This window comes from Prevotella sp. P6B4 (assembly GCF_000619985.1).
Classification (GTDB): Bacteria; Bacteroidota; Bacteroidia; order Bacteroidales; family Bacteroidaceae; genus Prevotella.
Genome location: NZ_JHVE01000005.1, coordinates 88,676 through 110,908 on the forward strand (window position 1 = coordinate 88,676; position 22,233 = coordinate 110,908).

Below are 22,233 nucleotides of genomic sequence, written 5' to 3' on the forward strand. Positions count from 1 at the left end.
CAATATAGACAGGATCGGCATTGCGCAAGCGGTGCCGATTTTTTATTCGATTATGAGAAAAGTAATAGGAATAGGAGAAACTATACTGGATATCATCTTCCGCGACGATCAGCCTGTTGGTGCTGTGCCTGGCGGTTCGATGTTCAACGGACTCATCTCGTTGGGTCGTAGCGGCGTTGATGCGGCTTTTATCAGCGAAACGGGCAACGACCGTGTGGGTCGTCGCATCATCAGTTTCCTGGAGGAGAATCATGTCGATGCCTCGAACATCAGCGTGTATCCCGAGGCTAAATCGCCCGTATCACTGGCGTTTCTGAACGAAAACAACGATGCCGAGTATATCTTTTATAAGGACCATCCCCACGACCGTTTGGAGTTTATCACGCCCGATATCCAGCCTAACGATGTGGTGATGTTTGGCTCGTTCTATGCCATCAACCCCGTTATCCGTCCGCAGATGTTGGCTTTCCTGCAGTATGCGCACGAGCAGGGTGCTATTCTTTACTACGATGTAAACTACCGTGCGTCGCACCTAAAGGATCTGGTGAAGGTTACGGCCAATATCCTTGAGAACTTTGAGCTGGCTGATATCATTAAAGGCAGCTCGGAGGACTTTGAGAATATGTATAACAAAACGGGCGCCGATAGTGTGTACCGTTCGCAGATAGACTTCTACTGCAAGAACTTTATCTACACGCAGGGTGCCCAGCCTATCGAGTTCCGTGCGCAGGGTGGCTTTGCCAAGCAGTACCCCGTGGCGGCTACACAAACGGTTAGTACCATTGGCGCAGGCGACAACTTCAATGCCGGCTTTGTGTACGGACTGCTGAAGTATGGCGTAACGCGCGATATGCTCCACGAGGGCGTCGATGCAGCCATCTGGGATAAGGTGATAGCCGAGGCCCAGCAGTTTGCTGCTAATGTGTGCGGTAGCATCAACAACAGCGTTGAAACCGCCTTTGGCGACAATAAGAAAGCCGAATACCAGGCCGCACTTGCTGCTATGGAATAAAATTAAAGCCTCGCAAACTGCGAGGCTTTTTCTTTTCTCTTATTTCTTTTTCTTTCGGGGTTTGCGCATGGCCCAGCCTTCTTCGCTGAAGTCGGGCTCTTCGCCTTTAAATCCACGCTGGGCTTTATCCATCAACTCACGCCAGTTGTCTTTCTTCTGGCGCTTGGGCTTGCCACCCTTGCCTGCTCGCTCGCCACGTTCGTCGCCCTTGTTGGCATCGTTGGCATCATTGCAGCGCACCGTCTGCCCCTTGTAGCGGATACCTGTCAGCTGCATCATCACCTTCTTAGCATCCTTTTCGGGCACCTCAAAGTACGAAATGCTATCCAGCAGGTCGATATGCCCCACCTCCTGTCGTCCGCCCACAAAGCGATTCAGCGTCTGCATCAGCTCACCAGGATAGAAACCGTGGCGCTTGCCAAGGTTGATAAACAGGCGGCGGTAACCCTTCTGGGGCTTATTCTGCACCTTCTGCTTGTCGCTCTGCTGGCGACGGTCCTTCTTCTCAGGCACCACGGGCTCAATCTCTGGTGCATCGGCATAGTAGGCCAGGAATTTGCCGAACTCAAGCGATACAATCTTTTTGATAAGCTCGTCCTTGTCGATATACTCAAAGTAGCGGTTGATGTCCTGCATGAATGGGGCAATCTCCTCGTCGTCAACATCCGTCTTTACTATCTGATCCATCACCTTGTAGAGCTGCTTCTTACAGATTTCTTCGGCCGAAGGAATCTCTGCCTTCACAAACTCCTTGCAGATAATCTTCTCGATGTTACGTATCTTGAACTTCTCGCGGCTGTGTACAATCGAGATAGATGTGCCCTTCTTGCCTGCACGGCCTGTACGACCAGAGCGATGGGTGTAGCTCTCGATGTCATCAGGCAGTCCGAAGTTAATTACGTGCGTCAGATCGTCAACGTCCAGTCCGCGTGCAGCCACATCGGTAGCCACCAGCAGCTGTGTCAGGTGGTTGCGGAACTTCTGCATCGTCTGGTCGCGCTGCTGCTGGTTCAGGTCGCCATGCAGCGATTCGGCATTGTAGCCGTCTTTAATCAGCTTATCGGCTATCTCCTGTGTCTCCACTTTGGTGCGACAGAAGATGATGGCAAAGATGCGCGGATAGTAGTCTACAATGCGTTTCAGTGCCAGGTATTTATCCTTGGCGTTTACCATATAGTAAATGTGGTTAACGCTCTCGGCGCCCTCGTTGCGGCTGCCCACAACAATCTCTTTGTAGTCGTGCAGATACTTCTTGGCCACACGCTCCACCTCTTTGCTCATAGTGGCTGAGAACATCAGTGTGTGATGATCGGCCGAGAGCGACTCGAATATCTCGTTGATGCTGTCGGAGAAGCCCATATTCAGCATCTCATCAGCCTCGTCGAGCACAATGTTTGTTACCTGACTCAGGTCGGCCTTGCCGCGATGCATCAGGTCAACCAATCGGCCTGGTGTGGCCACGATAATCTCCACACCCTTTTTCAGCGCGCGCATCTGCGGCTCGATGGCAGCGCCACCATACACGGCCTCTACGTGCAAGCCGTCGATGTATTTAGCAAAGTCGCGCAGGTCGTCGGCTATCTGCAGGCACAGCTCACGTGTGGGCGAGAGCACCAGTGCCTGAGTGTATCGCTGTGTTGTGTCGATGCGCTCCAGCAATGGTATGCCGAACGCTGCTGTTTTTCCGGTACCAGTCTGGGCCAGGGCTATCACATCGTTTTCGTTGCCCAGCAGGTATGGTATTACTGCCTCCTGTACAGGCATGGGATGTACAAACCCTAACTCTTCGATGGCTTTGCGAATCTGCTCGCAAACGCCTAATTCTTCAAATGTCTTCACTTCTTACTTTTTTACTTTTTTACCTTTTTATTTTTTTACTTTTTTACCTTTTTACTTTTTTACCTTTACCTTACTACTTCTGTAAATTCCGGTTTGCCGCCCTTTTCTACGGTTATGTAGATGGTAGCGGTGGCCTCTTGGCCGTTAGCCCGCTCCTTGTTGCCACGCTGGATGGTAGCCTGAAAATCGCCTGTATAAGGCTCTACAGCCTCTACAGCCTCGATGTCAGCACCCAGCTGTTTCTGGATTTCCTCGGCTACGGTCTTGGTTGTACCATTCTCTGAGTAGTAGAGCACCAGCTTCTGCTGTGCGTAACTCGTTGCAATGCCTGTCATCATTGCCAATGATAAAAATAGTTTTCGCATCATAATTTTGTTTATTTAAACTTAATCGTTTGCAAAGATACAAAATTATTTGTAATTTTGCAAGCATTATGAAAATATGTGTGTTTTGTTCTGCCAACGAGCAGATTGATGCCAAGTTTTTTACGCTGACTGCCGAGCTCGGCAAGTGGGCTGCCGAGAGCGGTCATAGCATAGTGTATGGCGGTGTTAACCAGGGCCTGATGGAGTGTGTGGCCAAGGCTGCCAAGACGGCTGGTGGCCGTACCATCGGTGTGGTGCCTACCAAGGTGGAAGAAACCGGACGCACCAGCGATTACGTGGAGATTGAAATTCCTTGCGACAACCTGACTGACCGCAAGCAACTGATGATGGACCAGAGTGATGTGTTTATCGCCCTGCCAGGCGGTATTGGTACACTCGATGAGATATTCACTGTTGCAGCATCTGCCACCATCGGCTATCACCACAAGCCTGTGATTCTTTATAACATGAAAGGCTTCTGGAATCCGCTGATACAACTGCTGGATGAATTAGATTGCTGGCACATGATCCGTGGCGAGTGGCACCAGTACATCAAAGTGGCCGATTCCTTAGATGAAATCAAACAGCTGATATAAACCAAAGAGCCCCGCTTTTTAGCGAGGCTCTCTTGTTTTTTTACAGGCTGTTCACACAACTGGTGGCGCCCAGTGCAGTAATAATGGCAGTGGCTATCGATGCAATCATCTGCAGGATAAACTTCATGGTTTCTTTCTTGCTCATAATGATAATTTTTGATGGTTAAAGGTTAATGGTTGATGTGTTAAGCGATGGGGCCGAAGCCCCCGCTTGCTAATCTTCGGTCGGCCCGTTGTCGTCGGGGTTACCGCCTCCGCCGGTGTTGCCACCCTGGTCGCCGCTTGAACCGCCTCCGGTGTTACCGCTCTGGCTGCCGCCGCCCTGATTGGTGGGCTCGTCGTCGGCCTCGCTGTAGTCGGTATAGTTCTTAGGCAGCTCGGTCACGTTGCCGGCTTTGGTAAGCTCTGCGCGGGTAAACTCGCCAGTGGCACGTGCGCGCAGGTACACGCTGTCGATGTGCTTGTTGGTCGAGAAATCCTCGCTCTTCAAGGCTCCGCCCTTGGCAGTCTCGATGCCAGCCGAGAAGATTGCCAGGTTAGGCAGCTTAACGGCCTTGCCCTCCAGCACCAGCTCGCGTATGCACTCTACCATGTCGGTAAGCATACCCTTGATGGCTCCCTTAGAGTAGGGCGTGTTGTGGTTCGACATGTGCTTGGCCAGCTCGTCGAGGTCGATGGTCTTGCCGATGGTAACGGCGCGTGCAAACCAGCGTCCGTACACGGAGCTCTGCTTGTTTTTGTTCTGATACTTACGATAAAATACACTCATAATGGTTAAATTTTAAATGGTTAATACTTAATGATTTTTACGATGCAAAGATAGCACTATTTTGCTTCGGAACCAAATCCGCAAGCCCCTGCATTGCAAAAAATTGTTAACGCTACGTTTACGCCTCGCAAACATATTTTTTGACCCTCGCAAATGTATCGTTTGCCAATCGTACCTGCCCCGCATACTTTGTGACTGTGATTTTGTGACAATAAGCCCCTCGCAAAATCGCAGCCACCGCCATCCATATAGTTTAAAAATAATATAATAATATTATATATTATTATATTATTTTTAAGTACTCGCCACCACCATTATCGTACCTCCTTAATGTCACAAAGTCCAAGTCACAGAGTATTGATAAAGCGCTGGCGAAGTGGCAAATGCATTATTAATAATGTGTAAAAATCGCTGCTGGTTGCAAATTATTTCAAGGAATGTTGTATCTTTGCCACACAAACATAAACGACAGATGAATTTCGAATCTCTTGTAGGCTGCATTCAAATTGCTTATCACCAAACCTGTAGATTAAAAAAGAATAACAAATGGCACAGATAAAAACAGCCAGTGCGGAACTGGCATGGATACAGAAACATTTCTTTAAAGGGGCGGGCCTGGATAAGGCCAGCCGTTTGGAGGGCGAAGAGCGCAGGGCTTACGTGCTTGCGCAGGTTGAGCGATTGCTGGCAACGCCATGCGGGCATACTACAGCGGCTATATGGCTGTCGGATAGATTCTGGACGTGCGATGAGGGCAGGAAGACATACGATGTAGATCCTACGCCGCTGTTGATTCTGAAGGAGCAACAAACGCTTACGGCCAGGCAGATGGCGCGCCTGCGCCTGATACTGGAGGTGGCTGGCCTGTGCCATGACCTGAGTCTGGACTTTACGTTCGACCTGAAGGAAGCTTTCGGTGTAGAGAACGCTTTTCGGGTATCAAACAAACAACTTGTGGAGTGGCTCACAACAACCGAATATGAAAACATAGCAAAGTATACGGCATATATTATGAAAAGGCAGGCTACCATTGTGTATGCATATGGCCGCTACCTGCCTGCGCAAGACGCGCTTGCTGAGTTATTTTCGTCGGAATACAGTTGCTTGATACGCGAACCCCAACTTACTGATATACCTCCTCGAGCCTATGTAAAGACTGTCATCGACGAACTGCAACGCATAGATGAGCATTGGCAACAGGGACGTAACAAGAGGCTGAAGCCCGATTTGATAATGCTTCACGACGAAATATATGGCGAGGTGCCCGACCTGTTTGATAAGGATGTACTGAAGGCTGCAAGGGTACTCTACGATTATATGGACAAAGAAGTGTACGGACGAATGACAGGCAACAATCCGTTTGGCCCTGAGGCGTTGAAACTCTTTGCCAAGAAGGTTTGCGAAGTGCGTGCAGAGTATCTGGCTGAAGGTTGGATTGCCGACGATTCGCTGGAGTTCAATTATCTGATGGCTCATGCCGAAAGTTGTGCTGATGGTTGGTGGCGAGAGGAGGACGAAGCCTTATGATGAGTAGTAATCGTAGCGACTATAAGTCGGCTTCGGAATGGCTTTCAGCACTCTTACACGATGAGGCGTGGCTTACACAGCAGGAGCGACTACAGTCAGCAACAACTGCCGAAACAATCGTTCATCGCGAGGACGCCATCAGGCGTATTGGTATAGGTGAGACTTATGAGTTCTGGGAAATCTACGACCATCAGGTGGAGAAGGCGGTTAGCGAGGTTTGGGAGATAGCAGAGTTGTCGCTCCCAAAACTAAAGATTCAAACCATAGGCATGCTTTCCATGGCGTGGCTTGAGCAGCATTCTAACTCAGAAGTTAAAAGTGAGGTAAAGAAAACCTCGGCAAAGAAAAAGCCTGAGAAACCTCAAAAGCCTCGTGAAACGATGACGTTTTATCGGAAGAGTGGCGTAACTGAAGGACATCTGATATTACTCTACCAGAAGTTGGTTAAAGAAGAGTGGATAGAGGGCAACGAGGCTGATTTCAAAGCTCTGTTCTCAAATAAGCGAGACGAGAGTTGTGTTTTGACTTGGAAAGGTAAATTTGGTAAAGGTACGCTCGTAGAGATTTTCAAGCAGTTTGTTGGTGCCGGTATGATAACTGTAGCCAATGGTTTTACCATTCCTTCCATTTTAGAAGGTCATTTTGTGGATTCCAACGGCAAGTGGTTGACGGGACTCGACAAAGGCAATGCGGCTAACGACAAGGCGCTACCTATTATTAAGGAATGCGTAAAACTACTGAAAGCCGACCCTGAACAGCTAATCTATGGCGATTATGAAGAGGATGAGGATTTTCTGTCGAAGTATGACCCTTACGACCATCAGGATTTGAACATTCACAAGCGATAAAAACGCCCCCCTAAGGAGTTCTTTAGGGAATCAAATATTTTTTTTGAGAAAATTTTCGCAATAGCGGAATCTCTTTGAAACACAAAGGGTTCCGCTTCTTTTTGTTTGCCAGAATAACACATGTTTGTGTCCTTCCCTAAAGTACTCCCTGAATAATTCCCTTAAACAAGCGACTTTGGCTGGGTATTATGGAAGCTGTCTCACACGGAGCCCAGCTAACAAGTAACAATATGTGTCGCTTTAAGGAGGCGACGTTAAATAAAAAAATAATTATGAGTCGTACACGTAATCACATTGCAATCGCACGAGGTATTATGGCTGAGAATTCACGTCGGCAGATGTCGTTGATAAACAGGTGCCAGATGCCTTACTCACAGAAGAAGGATTATCGCTTCATGAACCACAAGTTCTAAACCAACGGAAAGGATAGTCGAAAACCAACAATTAACATTATTACTAATTTGAGCGAAGTGAGCTGAAGAAATCTCATGAGTTAAAGCTGGCCAGCGTTTCGCAAGGCTTCTTCACTCGCTAAATCGTTCAAAAAATGCGAAAGGAATTTCTTACAAAACAGCTTTTACAGCAGAACGTCAAGATGGACGGCGACGTTAACTTTATGGTGAATGGTGATATTAACATTCAGCCCTGCCCTTGGGAGCAGGATGTGGACCTGACCGACGGGCGCCCCGTTCACTACCGCGCCAACCTTGAGGTGATGGCCGATGGTCAGACACGCGTAAAAGCCAAGCGTACAGGCAGTCGTGGACCACTCTATCAGACGCTGTTCGAGACGGCTCACGGCGTGGTGAAGATAGTGCCCCAGCGCAAGCACCGCCGACCCGAACGCGAAAAGCTGATAGTGGAATTCAAGTTCCCGCGCCGCTATGGACTGGAGCTAACCAAAAAGCTCTACGCCGAGGAGGCCGATCAGGTAATGTCGTACTTTAAAACACGAAAGGAGGAATGTTTATGGAATCAGCATTAATCAGCACCATTAAGTTTACATGTATTGGCAAGGGGCACGGCGCTCCTTGCCTCCCAGCCACCAAGGAAGACTGGGAAAAGCTTCGCCGCGAATCGTGGCTCGCGCAGATGTGCGCACGTATAGAGAAAGGTGACGATGAGTTGAAACATCGGTTGCCGGTGTGGACACCGCATTGCGCAGAGTTTAAGGACAACCACCGCGCCATAGCCGATGCCGTTAAGCCGCTGAACCGACTGATGCTCGACTTCGACGAGAAGGGGCATACCGATGAAATCTGTGCCCGACTGTTGGAAAAGTCGCCACTGGTGCCGCTGCTCATTGAGGAATCGGTGCGCCATGGTACGCATGTGCTGGTAGAGCTACCCGATGGGATGACTGCCGAACAGGCGCAGCAGCTGATGCAGCAGGCTACGGGATTTGCACCCGATGCTGCCGTAAAGGATGTGTCGCGTTGTATCTACATGGTGCCCGAGGATCATACCCGCTACGTTAGCGAGAAGTTGTTTTTAGCAACGGAAAACAGGACTGACAGGTCTGAGTGTATTGCTGAACAGCCCCAAGCAATAGTCATAGAGTCATGTAGTCCGTTGCAAAACGTACACCCGCTTGAGTTCAAGGGCATACCCTACAGCTCTATCATAGCCGAGTGGTGGCACCGCAACGGGGGCGAGCCTGCCGAGGGCGAGCGCAACGTGAAACTGCACAAACTGGCTGTAAACCTGCGCGCCATCTGCGATAACAAGAAAGAGGTGCTGATGCAGGTGATGCCCCGATTCGGACTATCCGATGCCGAACTGAAATCAGTAGTTGATTCGGCTTGTAAGGAAGAGCCCAAGGGCATCAGCAAAACCATGCAACAGATACTGGATGCACTGGAAATGGGTATTCCATCGGATGAAATCGACGATGCCGAAGCCGCCGCACAGGAAACGGGCGTAAAAGTAAACGTAAAAGCCCTGCCCATCGGACTGAAGGAGTCGTTGGTTGGTGTGCCTGTCAGTATGCACATGCCCGTACTCTGCGGCGTGCTGCCCATTGCTGCTGCCTATGCCGACCAGGTAACGGTGGAGTATTGCGACGGCAACGCCCAGCGCTTAGGTCTGATGTCGATAATCCGTGGCGAGCAGGCCAGCAACAAATCGGTAGTAAAGAGTGCTGTTGACATCTGGAAACGGCAGCTCGACGAGGAGGATGCCCTGGCACGCAAGCGCGAAGAGGAGTGGAAGGAGCGCAAAAAAGGCCGTAAAGCCAACGAAAAGGCGCCCGAAGATCCACATGTGTTGATTCGCGTGGTGCCTGTAACCGTTAGCTGTTCTACGTTGCTTAAGCGCTTTAAGAACGCCCAGAACCACACGCTGTACAGCTTTGGCGAGGAACTCGACACGCTGCGCAAAACCAACGGAGCCGGTTCGTGGTCGAGTAAATACGATATCTATCGCTTGGGCTTCGACTATGGCGAGTGGGGACAGGATTACAATAGCGATGCAGCCGAGAGTGGTGTGGTAAACGTGGCTTACAACTGGACCATGCTGGGAACCAATGGCGCCCTGCGCAAGTGCTTTAAGGCCGATAACATTGAGAACGGACTATCCAGCCGAATACTGGTGGCCGAAATGCCCGACAGCAGCTTTGCCAAGATGCCCAAGTTCCGTAAGCGAACGGATGAGGATGTGGCTAAGATACAACAGGCCGTGAACCGTCTGCGTAGCTATACCGGCCTGGTCGACACGCCCCGTCTGCGCCGGGCCATCGAGGGCTGGGTAGAGCAGAAACGCATAGAGGCAGCCAAGGATATCGACCACGTGAAGGATACCTATCGCAAGCGCGCTGCCGTCATCGGCTTCCGCTGCGGCGTGGTGTTCCACCTGCTAAGCGGTTGCAGCAAGGAGAGCAAGGCCTGCATGGAGTTTGCACTCATGATGGCCGAATACTGCCTGCAACAGCAGATAAAAGCTTTTGGTGAGACACTCGAAAGTCAGTTTCTGGATGCCCGCGACGAGGGTGTGCGCTATGGCTCTAACCACTCTATCTTCGACCAGCTGGCGCCTACGTTCACCATGGACGATCTGCGTGCGCTGAAGCGAGGATTCTGCGGCGAGGCCGGGCTGCGGAAAATCATTTCGCGCTGGTACCGCGACCAGTGGATTGAGAAAACCGACCGCACGCACTGGAAGAAAGTGAACAGTGAAACTTTGTGACTTTGACTTTGTGACATTAAGCAAATTGTAAATTGTAAAAATGTAAATATGGAGATAGTATTAACCCGCATAGCTAAGCGCCAGCAGTACACGATAGGTAGGCTGGCCATTGTAGAACGCACCGACGACGAAATGACGGAGCAGCGAGAGCAGAGCCAAGCTTGCTTGAGCTATGCCGAGTCGCGACGGAATTCGAATGAAATTCAATATCTGGCTGGTGAGCGCAAGGTGTACTTTTGCGATACGCTCGAGCCGCCTGTCATCGAAACCAAAACCACCGTATCGCTGGCTACGGTGCTGCGTTCGCCCACCAAACTCAAATCCATCAAGCCCGTAGCCATCCCCGAGGGCCGCTACGCAGTAGTCATCACCTACTCGCCAAAGTTCCAGAAGTGGCTGCCGTTGCTGTTGGGCGGGCTGGATTTCAACCGCCTGTGGCAGGGCATACGCATACACTTCGGCAATACCGTGGCCGACACGCAGGGCTGCATACTGCTGGGGCGTAACCAACGCGTGGGCAGGCTGTTCGAGAGTCGTAAATGGGTGTACGAGCTGAAACAGAAAATCATCGAAGCCAAGGCCCGAAAAGAAGCAGTGTGGATTACCATCAGGTAGTCCACACTGGCTTTTATCATCGTAAGTGCTAAGGCTTACTTGGCGCCGATCTCTTTAATCAGACGGTCGGCTTTACCCCAGCTTTCCATCATGTAAAGCACGTAGCGGATATCAACGCCGATGCAGCGGGCCAGCTGCTTGTCGAAGAAGATATCGCTCGAAAGGCTGTCCCAGTTGCCGTCGAAGGCCAGACCGATGAGCTCGCCCTTGCCGTTGAACATAGGCGAGCCAGAGTTACCACCGGTGATATCATTGTTTGACAGGAAGCACAGGTGCATCTTGCCTGTGGTCTTATCGGTATACTTACCAAAGTCCTTCTTAGAGAGCAGCTGCTTCATGATAGGCTCGGCCTCGTAGTCGATAACGCCGTTCTCGCCCTGCTTCATCTTCTCAACGATACTCTCGGCAGTGGTGTAGTAGCCTGAAGGCTTGCCTGCCAGCAGGTACTCGCCTACCTGACCATAGCTTAAACGCATGGTGAAGTTGGCGTCGGAGTAGTTAGGCATATCCTCCTCCATGCGCAGCTTGGCGGCACACAGATAGCGCTCCTGCACGGCGATAGAATCGTAGCCCTCGGTAGCCTCGCCTATGATGGCAAACAGGGTGTTGTTAAGGCTCTCGCCAAAGGCCACGCCTGGGTCGTTCTTAAAGCTCTTTTTGTTGATGTAGATCTTCTTGCCGTTCTTCATCAGCTGCGACTTCTTGAACAGATAGTCGATATACTTCTGATAGTCGCCGCCAAAGTCGCGGTCAACCACCTGATAGAAGCTGGGCAGGTATTTCTCCTCCACCTGCGTGCGGTAGAACTTCATGGCAGCTGCCTGAATCTCCTTGTCGGTAGCCTCGTCCCACTCGCTGCTGTTGTCTTTGAACTCGATATACTGTTTCTTGGGGTTGTTCTCATCGCCCTTGACAACAGCGCCGTTGTGGGCACGGTAAGCACGGCGTGTCAACTCGTCGGCGCTACGGCCGCCAAAGGTCTCGCTGAAGTAGGTCAGCGCCTTGATGGCCTTGAACTGCTTGGCATACAGGCGCTCCAGCAGGTCGAAGTCGAGCTTGCCCTTCAGGAATCCTGTTGAGTCCTGCCACTGGCGGATCTTCTGCTCAAACTGAGCTTTCTGCTGGATAAGACCGATGGAATCGATACATTTGTTCATACCGATAGAGTTCTTCCAGTAGTTAGAGCTCTGGGCGTACTTAGAGTCGTACTTGATACGTACAGCCTCGTCGGCACGCATGTGGCGTATCATAATGTCCTGCTTAACCTCACGGGTCTTATAGCGTGGCTCGTTCTCAGCGTCGCGGCGCTCGCGGATACCGTAGCTTGACAGGTAACGGTTAGTGCTGCCAGGATAGCCGATGGTCATAGAGAACGAACCTGGCACATAGCCCTGCAGCGAAACGGGAGCCCACTTCTTTGGGTGATAGGGCACGTTGTCCTTAGAGTACTTGGCAGGACCGCCAGTCTTCGGATCTACATAGATACGGAATACAGAGAAGTCGCAAGTCTGTCGGGGCCACATCCAGTTGTCAGTCTCGCCACCGAACTTACCCATCGACTTAGGCAGGGCGAACACCAGGCGCACATCCTCAAAGTCGCGATAGGTGGTCAGGAAGTAGCGGTTGCCCTCGTAGAAAGGCTTCAGCTCTACACGCAGGGTAGAGTCCTGCTTGCGGATGTCCTTACTCATTGCGTTCTCGAGCGAATCGACAAACTTGGCGCGCTTGTTCTGTGCCAGTTTGTTCAGACCTAATGAGTCGAGATAGGCTGTTACATCCTTCTGTTCAATCATAAAGCTTACAAACAGGCGCTCGTTGGGCAGCTCCTCTTCGTAAGAGTTGGCCACGAAGCCGTTCAGCATATAGTCGTGCTCAACGGTAGAGTGCGAGCGGATGGCCTCGAAACCGCAGTGGTGGTTGGTAAACACCAGTCCGTCGGGCGAAACTACTACACCCGAGCAGAAGCCGCCAAAGTTAACCACGCAGTTCTTAACGGCATCCTCACCATAGTAGAGTGCGCTGTATGGCAACTCAAAATTCTCCTGCTTCATGGTCTCATAAACGGCATTGGGCAGATTGTAAAGTGTCCACATGCCCTCGTCGGCCTTAACGCCGGTAAGGCTGCATGCAGCAAGTAAAGTAAAAAGTAATTTTTTCATAAAAATATAATTAGTTTTTGAATTTTTTTCCGATAACGGGCAGGCTGCTCAGGGGCATGTCGGTTTTGATGATACGGAAGATGAAACCTGCAATCATCAGACTGTTCCAGATGAGTGATGCCCAGGCAGGCAGTCGCTGCTCGCCCCATTTCATCAGGGCAAAGAAGGCACCTGCGGCAATAAAGTAAATAATGATATCCTTCATAGGATAGGGGATAGGGTTCTGTTTCTGACCAACCAGATAGCTCAGCACCATCGCTGTGCCATAGCCAGCCAGTCCGCCCCAGGCGCACGCCCAGTAGCCTATCTGGGGGATGAAGATAACGTTAACGGCAAACAGCACCGCGCAGCCAGCCAGCGAGAACCACGCGCCATAGATGGTCTTGTCGATCAGCTTGTACCAGAACGACAGGTTGAAGTAGATGCCCATAAATATCTCGGCCATCATGACTATCGGCACAATGCCCAGTCCCTCGCGGAACTTGTCGCCCACCAGGTACTTGAAGATATCTATATAACCCATGACACACAGGAATGCCAGCAGCGTAAAAATCACAAAGAACTTCATCGACTTGGCATACAGCTCCTTGCTGTCTTTCTCCTTGGCCGAACCGAACACGATGGGTTCGTAGGCAAAGCGGAAGGCCTGGGTAATCAGGGCCATTATCATTGCTATTTTGATGCAGGCGCCATAGATACCTAACTGATGGCGACCCTCCTCGGAGTCGAGGATACGTGGCAGCAGTATCTGTCCTGCCACCTGGTTCAGAATGCCTGCAATACCCAGTACCAGCAGCGGCCATGAGTAGCTGAGCATCTGCTTGCACTTCTGGCCGTCGAACTGCCACTTAAAGCCTACCAGCTCGCTGATGAGGCAGAACGATATAATAGTGGTACACAGCAGGTTGATGGCAAAGGCATAACCGATGTGTATCTGCCACTCAGGGTTGATCTTTGGCATGAGCCAGTAAGCCACCACATTCAGCGTAACACTCATAAAGATAAAGAGCAACTTGAGCGATGCAAACTTGAGTGGCTTGTGCTTGTAGCGCAGATAGGCAAAGGGGATGGCCTGGAAGGCATCCTGAGCCACGGTAACAAACATCATACCTACGTACCACTTGTGGTTGGGATAGTCGAGCACGCTGGCGATGGGGTTGATAAACAGCAGTACCAGCGCAGCAAACGTGAGGCAAACGCCGCCAACCATTATGAGCGCCGTGCTGTACACACGCATCTTGTCGCCCTCCTCCTTATTCATAAAGCGGAAGAAGGTGGTTTCCATACCGAAGGTCAGCAGCACCATGAGCAGTGCTGTCTGGGCATAGATATCGTTGTAGATGCCGTAGTCGGCACAGCTCTTCAGCGTGTAAGTATAGAGTGGCACCATCAGGTAGTTCAAGAATCTACCCACAATGCTCGAAAGGCCATAGATAGCCGTGTCTTTTGCTAATGATTTCAGATTTGCCATTTTTACTTTTTTACCTTTTTTACCCTTTTACCCTTTTACCCTTTTACCTTTACCCAAAGAACATGTATGCTATTGCGATGGCAGCGATGATGCCAGCCAAGTCGGCTAACAGACCGCAGGCCACAGCGTGACGGGTTTTTACAATGCCCACGCTACCAAAATAAACTGCAAGTATATAGAATGTGGTATCGGTAGAGCCCTGGAAAATACAACTCAGTCGACCTACAAACGAGTCGGCGCCATAGGTGGTCATCGCATCAACCATCATGCCACGGGCGCCACTGCCACTCAGCGGTTTCATCAGCGCAGTAGGCAGCGCACCAACAAAATCGGTGTTGCCACCGCAGGCCTCCACGCCATATTTCACACCATCAATCAGCATGTCCATCGCACCCGAAGCACGGAACACACCAATGCCTACCAGGATGGCTACCAGGTAAGGGATGATGCGCACGGCAGTAGTAAAGCCCTCTTTGGCGCCCTCGATGAATGCGTCGTACACATTGATTTTCTTGCGAACGCCTGCCAGTATGAAAGCGATGATTATCAGCATCAGCATAATGTTTGCGGCGCTGGTGCTCACTTTGTTCATCAGCATCGAGTCCATCTGTCCGAAGCCCCATATAACTGAGGCAACCACTAAGGCTGCACCGCCAAGGGTAAGCAGCATGGTGCGATTGAGCAGATTGATCTTCTGGAAACAGCTGGTAATGATGATACCTGCCAGCGTAGAGAAGAACGTGGCCAGCAGGATGGGAATAAAGATGTCCGTGGGCTGTGCAGCACCCATTTGGGCACGATACACCAGGATGGATATTGGTATGAGTGTAAGTCCGCTGGTGTTCAGCACCAGGAACATAATCATCGGATTGCTGGCCGTATCTTTTTTCTGGTTCAAATCCTGTAGCTGCTCCATGGCTTTCAGACCTAAGGGCGTGGCTGCATTGTCCAATCCAAGCATGTTGGCAGCAATATTCATAAATATCGAGCCCGTTACAGGATGGCCCTTTGGGATGTCAGGGAACAATTTGGTAAAAACAGGACTCAACAGCTTAGCCAGCACGTTTACCACGCCGCCCTTCTCGCCTATCTTCATGATACCTAACCACAGCGACAGTACGCCTGTAAGGCCAAGTGATATTTCGAAGGCGGTTTTCGACGAAGAAAACGTTGAATCCATCATGGCAGGGAATACATCGAAGTCTCCCCAGAATACCAGTTTTATCAGGGCAATTACAAATGCGATGATAAAGAATCCTATCCAAATCCAATTTAATACCATAACAGCGTGCAAAGATAAGGTATTTTCCTGACATACGCAAGCATTATAGCCAATAATAATAAATAGAAGAGCACCTGCTCACGCAGATGCCCTCCTCAACCATTTTATTAAAAGTCCTATTCTTGTTTTTTGATAGTTCGCAATTTTAAGGAATCAGCTCAACCTTGGTTAATATGACGCTTGCGCCCTGCACAGTGATGTTGTTGTTCTGCAAGGTGCTCAGGTAGTTGCCAATCGTGAACTCTACATAGCCTGCTGAAGGCCAATCTGCACCTTCATAGAACTTCACGATGTCCTGCCAGCCATCGGTCTTCAGCCAGAGCTGCTTCCAATCGCCAGCGGCGCTTCCGTAGAATCTCAGTTTGCTGGTGCTGCTTGCGTTAGCAAATTTATCCTTGGAGATCAGAATGTCCAGATTAAATGCTACAGTCTTCGAACCGCTCCAGATGACTGTTGCTGAACCGCCTCCGCCCTGTGGCTCGTCGGCTGTCTTCTGGCTGTTGTCATAGGTAAGAGCCAAGGCTGTTACGCCTCCGCCTTGGAAAATCATACCGTTCTGCTTGAAGCGGTTGGCTGTGGTCGTGTTAAGCTTAAACTCTACATAGCCGTTCTTGGCATTGCCTTGGGTGGAGTTCTCGTTCCATCCGGTATTGCCCAGGTCGAAATTCCCCCAAGAAGAGTCTGTGGCTTTGATAATATAGCCGTTCTGGCTGGTGAAGTAGAAACGAATGATGGTTCCGTTGCCGATTTCAGCTGTCTTCAGGTCATTGGCAGATACTGAGACGTAACCGTTCCAATTATCGAATGTGGTGCTACCACTGGTATCGCTCCAAAGCGTATGCTCGTGACTCGCATCAGCTAATGTGTAGCTGTATGTGGGGTTAGAGGTCCTGCTCACCTCTTCATAGCTGACGGTGCCGGTCTTGTCGGTCTTCATGTCGTAGTCAACACCTTCCAGTGGATAGAGATTGTCCTCTACGCCAGTGGTGGTCCAAGGCTCTGCACCGCCACCTACATACGCTACGAATCCTGTATAGGCTTCCTTGATGTCTGTGCGCTCGTAAGCCCAGCGGGTTCCTACAGGTACACATATCTTATGGGGCGCTTTTCCTTGATAGGCCTCCAGCTGGTAGACAGCTAATGAAGAGCGAACCATCACTACAATATTATTGACGGTAGCCTCGTCGGCTGAGGCAAAATCGATACGGCTGGTAACACCTGCTCTGCCCTCAACGTGCTGTAAGGAAATCGACTGATCGAACCGGCAGGTATTAATGAGGGTGTTGTCGGCAGTCGATGGGTTGAACATCTGGTGGACATTCTTATTCAGCGCATTGAATTTTATAGCCAACTCGCCACCTGCTGCCAGTGGAGTAACCTCAGCATAGTAGGTGCTGCCTGGCTCGCTGGTGTAAACAGCCTCGTTGCCATCAGCATCTCTCTGTACCTTATGCTCCTCGATAATCTTTGCATCGAATACCAGGTCGTTGTAGTCGTAGTCCTTATTGCTCGACGAGCTGCCCAGGTCTTCGCAGAACACCCACTTATGTGTTACTACGGTTTTCTTCTTATAGACTTTGGTTACTTTATCGGAAATAACAGTGCTGCCGTTGCCGGGAACCACTTTCAGAATCCAGTCGTCGCAGTACTGAAGCTCCTTCATGTCGTTGTTGAGCTTCTGGTCGCCATTGTCGTATTTCTCGCCATACATGCACAGACCCACATACCAGCCTTTGCCTACGCCTGGTACATCAATTTCTGCACACTTAAACAGCTTGTATTCCTCGCTGCACCAGCTGCTGTGATACTTAAAACTCAGCGCCGAACTGTTCTCCATGTAAACCATCTTCCAGCCTGTTCCATTGTCGTTGGCATTGAAGTCAAGCGCGTGGGTATAGTTGGCGCCGTCGCCAACACAGAGATAGTCCATGGTGGCCTGGGTCACAAAATCGTCGCGGTATTCATTCGACGTGGCACTTGGGTTATTGGCCATGCGGTTCTGGTCGAAACGTTTCCAGTACACATTATAATCCTTGCTGGCCTGGCCCCATACATGCTGGATGTAGAAGTTGCTGATGTTCAGACCAGCGGTAAATCCGGGATGCTCCTCAAACCACTGCTTGACATAAGCACGCTCTGCCTCTGTGATAGGTGCAGGTGTGGTGTAATTAGGATATTGACTTGAGTAATTGGGGAAATTAGGCATGTCGGGCTTGATGCATGTGCCGCATGAATTGTCGCCTTGGCTACGCGTCATGGCTCGTGCAGCCGATACGCCTGCCTCACCAAAACCCCAGTCCTGCTGTGGAGATGGCTTACAATAGAAGTCGTTAAAGTTATTTGCAAATTGCTCTTTCTTAATTTGCTCAATGTTTGTGTAGCCATCTATGTCTTCATGGCAACTGGTCATCAGGCCGTTGCAAATGAGAGCTAATGCTCCTGCTATCAAATACTTCTTCATTTTAGGACTCTAATAAATTGTTACGTAACTATTCCTTTTTTCGGGTGCAAAGTTACCACTTTTTTCCGCAGGTTGTATAATATTTATGGTTAAAATCTGTAAATATTTAGAAAATATGCGTCACTTATCAGATTATTTTGTAATTTTGGCCTCAAAAATGAAATTAAATATGCGTAATTGTCTGATTTTTACCATTATAGCAACCCTGGTAGTCGCATCCTTCCTGTCGTCGTGTAAAAAGGATGTTTACGACGAGAAAAAGCATGAGGAACTCATTCATTATTTCTCACCAATGGATAGCGTCGACCAGCAACATATGTGGATGCTTTCAGATGACCAGGTTCTGCATTACCAGGTGCCTTCGGGGGCGGGGTATGAACAGTTATGTGTCTATTCGTCAGATCCCTTGACGGATAGTAAGGCTGAGCTGATGAGCCGGATTTTTGTGACTGGCGGTCAGTCGGGTTCATTATTGGTCAATGTACCCTATCTGCAGTCTAAACTCTATGTGGCGCTTGTCGATGCGAGTGGTAATATGGCTGTGACCTCTATATCTTCTGATCAGACGTCGGTTGATTTCTCGAGCGTCACTACAGGAGTGGCTAAGTCTGGCTTGAAACCATTGACCTACACGTACCTCTATGAGGAGAACTATCCGGAACCAGGCGACTATGATTACAATGATGTGGTGCTCCGTATCTCTCAGCAGCGTACCGCAGTCAATCAGATTACTGTCAGTGTGACGATTGCTGCTGTCGGTGGCGACAAACAGATTGCTGGATTTATCCGATTAGTGGGCTATTCGTACGAGGAGATAGATTCGGTATATACCACTTCTGGCGAGACGTTTAATGCTGGTGTTAATGAGCAGACACTCTATCCTTTTGGAGATCTCTTCAGCGACAAAACGCTCGTTCACTCTCACCTTATGAAGGGAAGGAATCAGGAAGCTGTACTGAATCTGTTCTGTGATGCCCATTGGGCTATGGCCTTCAATCTGGATGCCGACTATGGTCTCTTTACCCGTAAGAAGTATAATGTTATGACTGGCGACTATGACGTGAATTATTATCAGTCGCGTGCCACACGTACGCTTAGCTATGTGATTACGTTTAAGGAAGATAATCAGAATGTGATCCGCTCGCTCGACAATTTTACGCTGAACACATTGGATCCGTTTATTATAACCTATTATAATGGTGGCAATTGGGAGACGCACGTCGAGGAGTATAAGTCGGCTAAGGTGCTTTGCGACTATTCGGTAGCTAATTTCAAGGACCTGCCTTGGGCGCTGATGGTTCCTCAGGCAAACTTCCATTATCCATTAGAGGGTAAGGGGCATGAATTGGGCTATAGAAAACGTACGGATGGTGTCGTTGCTTCGTTTGGCGTCTATGCAGAGCCAGGACATTCGTTTGGTGAGTGGGCTGAGGATCATACACGTTTCTACGATTGGTATCTCTATCCCAATTTGGATATGACGTTTAATTAATATGGACAGGATATAAAGGGCGGAGGGGCATTCACATCACGTGAACACCCCTCCTTCATTTAACTATAATAGAGTTTGAAAAATATACTGTTTATTTGCTGTAAACATAATCCTCTTCAGGTGTCTGATACCAGCCACCTCTTTCTGCTCTGAGGGTCAGGTCGGCCTGCTTACCCCATCCAATAAAGCCTGTATAGGCATTGGTGACATTGATGCGCTCCAGTGGCCAACGCCATTTGTCGGGGATTGCGATGCCTAATGGCGCCTCGGCCAAACCACTTGGATTGCCTTCCTTTATGATTTCAATGAAACCGGTGATGGCGTTTGATTCCACTTCTGGATCGGCATTGATATGGAATGGAAGGATCTTCAGTCCTGGGTTCTGGAAGTCAAATCCCACAGGCTTATCAATGGTGGTGGATACGGCATCAGCATCAACACCTCTGCTACCAGTGTTTACCATGGTGCCCTTGGCTACCCCGAGGGCATTGTGTACTTCGGCATTGCCATTCCATGTCAGGCGGGTATTGCCCAACCATACATAGTTGTCATATTCACATCCGGCAGCGACCAGGGTTACAATCAGCTTGCTGGCATCGCTCTCGCTCTCTCTGATCTGAATGACAACGTCGTTCATATCGAAATCACATCTGGTCTTATTATCCTCAAAGGCATAGGTCCATGTCTGATTCTCTGTAACAGGTGTCTCTACAGAGGGGTTGGATGCCCATGAGGCACCGCAATCGGTAGAGTTATAGGTAGGATTCAGCTCGCTGAAATCTACTCTTGTGGTGTTCTCGTTCAACTGGACGGTGGGCCATACACCACTGTTACCTGCTCCTAATTCTACAAGGTTGTAGAAGCCAATGGTTATCTTGCCTGTTGTCTGAAAGCTGTATCTATGGCTGGCAACGGTGGTGGTTCCGCCTAAGCGAACGTAATTGTTCTCGCCTGTTGCCATAAAGCCTTGGTAGGTTCCATCGCCTTGTTCTCCCCAATAACTATCTCCTTTGATATTAAAGCCGGTATTTCCTTTCATGTTGACCTGGAAGTTGTTGCAGTCGGCTGAGGCTGCTTCCATATAACCTCCCGTCATGAGGTTAAGCTGACCATCGTGCAGATAGGCATCCTCTTCAACAATCAGCTGGCAGAAATTATAATAGGTTCCGTTCCATGCTTGAATCTTGAATTGTTTGGTGGTGTAGTGACCTTTGTTAATCCACCATATCTGGCCATTTCCCTGAGTGCACTCCGTTAAGCCGCCAACAGTTACTGTACCTTCATTATAGAAGTTGGCACAAGAGTTTAATTGAAGTGTACCTGTGATATTCAGTTCACCGAAGTTGTAGAAGTATGAAGGATGGCCATCGCCAGGTTTGCTGGTGATATTTTTGGCGTTCATGACGCCTTCGTTATAGACGGTGATATCCTGGTTGGCCTCAAAGTTCGTGCTGAAGTTAACCTCTCCTCGGTTGTAAATGCATGACCTTACGTCTTTTCTCTGACCATTCTCCCATATCTCATTGGTTTCAAGCTTTGAGGGGTTGTAGTTGAGGGTACCGCCAGCAGAAACGTAGATGGCACATTCATAGTTGGCTTGCCTGTCCATCGTAAGGACTGCGCCTGGCAAAACATAGAAGTTTGCAGAGTAGATATAAGCACTGCTTGGCATGGTTACATTGCCATTGATATAAATGTCGACAGCAGGTCCTTGCCACAGGTTTACATCTGAGCGCATGCCACTGGTTGCAACCAGTTTGCCTGACATGATACAATCGTAATTACTGGTTGTGTTAATATCCTTGGCGTTGCCTGGAATGTCGGCTACGGTCTTATAATAGCTATTTGTATTCTCGAATGTAAAAGGATCGCCCTCTACTGCAGCGCTGGCTCTTGTGCGGGCTTGGGCAGGGGTGCTGAAATCGTAGTTAGCAGTAATCTGATTGTTCTCAACATCTACATATTTGTACACCATGTTGCCGTTACTCTGCTTTAATCCAACATACACCGACTTGTAGTGCTGGGGAATGCGGAAACCGCTGATGGTAGTTGTGGTGCTGGTCATTGGTGCACTTGCCAGTACGCTTCCGTAGCCATCGGAATACGGATTGTTCGAGAAGACATACAGTGTAGCTCCTGTGTCGCTCAATCCTTCTACGTTGAAGGTTGCTGTGGCTGTCGATGTCATCACCCAGTCTTGGTTGTCTGGAATATAGAAACCAAGCGCCTGCTGGGCATTGTCAAGCGATGCCTGCTGCTCCTGCTGCTCAGAATCAATTTCTTTCATGCAGGAGGTTATAGCCAGCCCCATTGTAAGGACTGCTAATCCGTTTAAAAGATATCTTTTCATACTCTAAAAAATAGTTAAAATCAAACAAAATGAACTAATTCGGCTGCAAATTTATGCATTTTATTTGAAAAATCCAAATACTTTGGCTTTTTTTATGTCTTAGGACGTTGTTTTTAACAATCATCCCATTGCCCTTATTGGGCAATAGATGTTTTATGGGTTTTGGACAAATAATTGAAATATAATTTAAAGATACAAATGTTTTGGGTATTATATTTGTGTGTTACGATAAAAAGTAGTACCTTTGCACGCAAATTTGGAAAT

Annotated in this window: 17 protein-coding genes; 8 read left to right on the top strand and 9 right to left on the bottom strand. The window is 49.3% G+C overall.

What is annotated here, in order from left to right; all coding sequences use genetic code 11:
- The first annotated feature begins 52 nt into the window (after positions 1 to 52).
- Positions 53 to 1,012, top strand: coding sequence for a carbohydrate kinase (locus T491_RS0104845; protein ID WP_028902887.1), 960 nt, complete (start codon positions 53 to 55; stop codon positions 1,010 to 1,012).
- Between the two features lie 39 nt (positions 1,013 to 1,051).
- Here the strand turns inward: T491_RS0104845 and T491_RS0104850 are convergent, their stop codons facing one another.
- Together T491_RS0104850 and T491_RS17860 are read right to left on the bottom strand one after the other, a co-directional pair.
- A complete protein-coding gene (locus T491_RS0104850) occupies positions 1,052 to 2,851 on the bottom strand; it encodes a DEAD/DEAH box helicase (RefSeq protein ID WP_028902888.1) in 1,800 nt (599 codons plus the stop codon).
- 65 nt (positions 2,852 to 2,916) lie between these two features.
- Positions 2,917 to 3,219: a hypothetical protein gene (locus T491_RS17860; protein ID WP_028902889.1), complete on the bottom strand. Its 303-nt coding sequence runs from the start codon at positions 3,217 to 3,219 to the stop codon at positions 2,917 to 2,919.
- A gap of 65 nt (positions 3,220 to 3,284) precedes the next feature.
- Between T491_RS17860 and T491_RS0104860 the strand changes: the two genes are divergently transcribed.
- Positions 3,285 to 3,812: a TIGR00730 family Rossman fold protein gene (locus T491_RS0104860; protein ID WP_028902890.1), complete on the top strand. Its 528-nt coding sequence runs from the start codon at positions 3,285 to 3,287 to the stop codon at positions 3,810 to 3,812.
- A gap of 40 nt (positions 3,813 to 3,852) precedes the next feature.
- On the opposite strand, the gene T491_RS17620 is transcribed toward T491_RS0104860, so the two are convergent.
- Both T491_RS17620 and T491_RS15705 read right to left on the bottom strand, forming a co-directional pair.
- Positions 3,853 to 3,957 (bottom strand): smalltalk protein, encoded by a 105-nt coding sequence (locus T491_RS17620; protein WP_155950039.1) that lies wholly within the window; start codon positions 3,955 to 3,957, stop codon positions 3,853 to 3,855.
- 69 nt (positions 3,958 to 4,026) lie between these two features.
- On the bottom strand, positions 4,027 to 4,581 hold the full coding sequence (locus tag T491_RS15705) for a hypothetical protein (RefSeq protein ID WP_051522972.1): 555 nt from the start codon (positions 4,579 to 4,581) through the stop codon (positions 4,027 to 4,029).
- Between the two features lie 546 nt (positions 4,582 to 5,127).
- Here T491_RS15705 and T491_RS0104875 point away from each other — a divergent pair.
- From T491_RS0104875 to T491_RS0104900, 5 genes are all read left to right on the top strand, one after another.
- On the top strand, positions 5,128 to 6,108 hold the full coding sequence (locus T491_RS0104875; RefSeq protein ID WP_028902891.1) for a hypothetical protein: 981 nt from the start codon (positions 5,128 to 5,130) through the stop codon (positions 6,106 to 6,108).
- A complete protein-coding gene (locus T491_RS0104880; RefSeq protein WP_028902892.1) occupies positions 6,105 to 6,956 on the top strand; it encodes a hypothetical protein in 852 nt (283 codons plus the stop codon). Before T491_RS0104875 ends, T491_RS0104880 begins: the two co-directional genes overlap by 4 nt.
- A gap of 547 nt (positions 6,957 to 7,503) precedes the next feature.
- A complete protein-coding gene (locus T491_RS0104890) occupies positions 7,504 to 7,941 on the top strand; it encodes a hypothetical protein (RefSeq protein WP_028902894.1) in 438 nt (145 codons plus the stop codon).
- Positions 7,920 to 10,139 (top strand): DUF3987 domain-containing protein, encoded by a 2,220-nt coding sequence (locus T491_RS15710; protein ID WP_081773242.1) that lies wholly within the window; start codon positions 7,920 to 7,922, stop codon positions 10,137 to 10,139. The genes T491_RS0104890 and T491_RS15710 overlap by 22 nt, the downstream gene beginning before the upstream one ends.
- A 48-nt stretch (positions 10,140 to 10,187) precedes the next feature.
- On the top strand, positions 10,188 to 10,754 hold the full coding sequence (locus T491_RS0104900) for a DUF5675 family protein (RefSeq protein WP_028902895.1): 567 nt from the start codon (positions 10,188 to 10,190) through the stop codon (positions 10,752 to 10,754).
- 35 nt (positions 10,755 to 10,789) lie between these two features.
- Here the strand turns inward: T491_RS0104900 and T491_RS0104905 are convergent, their stop codons facing one another.
- The 4 genes from T491_RS0104905 to T491_RS0104920 form a co-directional block, all read right to left on the bottom strand.
- The gene (locus T491_RS0104905) at positions 10,790 to 12,913 is read right to left on the bottom strand and encodes a S46 family peptidase (protein ID WP_028902896.1); all 2,124 of its coding nucleotides are present in this window, start codon (positions 12,911 to 12,913) and stop codon (positions 10,790 to 10,792) included.
- Positions 12,914 to 12,923: 10 nt separating this feature from the next.
- Entirely contained in the window at positions 12,924 to 14,384 is a 1,461-nt protein-coding gene (locus T491_RS0104910; RefSeq protein WP_028902897.1) for a lipopolysaccharide biosynthesis protein, read from the bottom strand.
- A 49-nt stretch (positions 14,385 to 14,433) separates the two neighbouring features.
- Positions 14,434 to 15,666 (bottom strand): nucleoside recognition domain-containing protein, encoded by a 1,233-nt coding sequence (locus T491_RS0104915; RefSeq protein ID WP_028902898.1) that lies wholly within the window; start codon positions 15,664 to 15,666, stop codon positions 14,434 to 14,436.
- 145 nt (positions 15,667 to 15,811) lie between these two features.
- Positions 15,812 to 18,127, bottom strand: coding sequence for a hypothetical protein (locus tag T491_RS0104920; protein WP_155950040.1), 2,316 nt, complete (start codon positions 18,125 to 18,127; stop codon positions 15,812 to 15,814).
- Positions 18,128 to 18,284: 157 nt separating this feature from the next.
- On the opposite strand from T491_RS0104920, the gene T491_RS0104925 reads away from it, so the two are divergent.
- Complete coding sequence (locus tag T491_RS0104925; RefSeq protein WP_197018799.1) at positions 18,285 to 19,619, top strand: LruC domain-containing protein; 1,335 nt, start codon at positions 18,285 to 18,287, stop codon at positions 19,617 to 19,619.
- 91 nt (positions 19,620 to 19,710) lie between these two features.
- Here the strand turns inward: T491_RS0104925 and T491_RS0104930 are convergent, their stop codons facing one another.
- Positions 19,711 to 21,969, bottom strand: a complete 2,259-nt coding sequence (locus tag T491_RS0104930) for a DUF4842 domain-containing protein (RefSeq protein WP_155950041.1) — start codon at positions 21,967 to 21,969, stop codon at positions 19,711 to 19,713.
- Between the last annotated feature and the right edge of the window lie 264 nt (positions 21,970 to 22,233).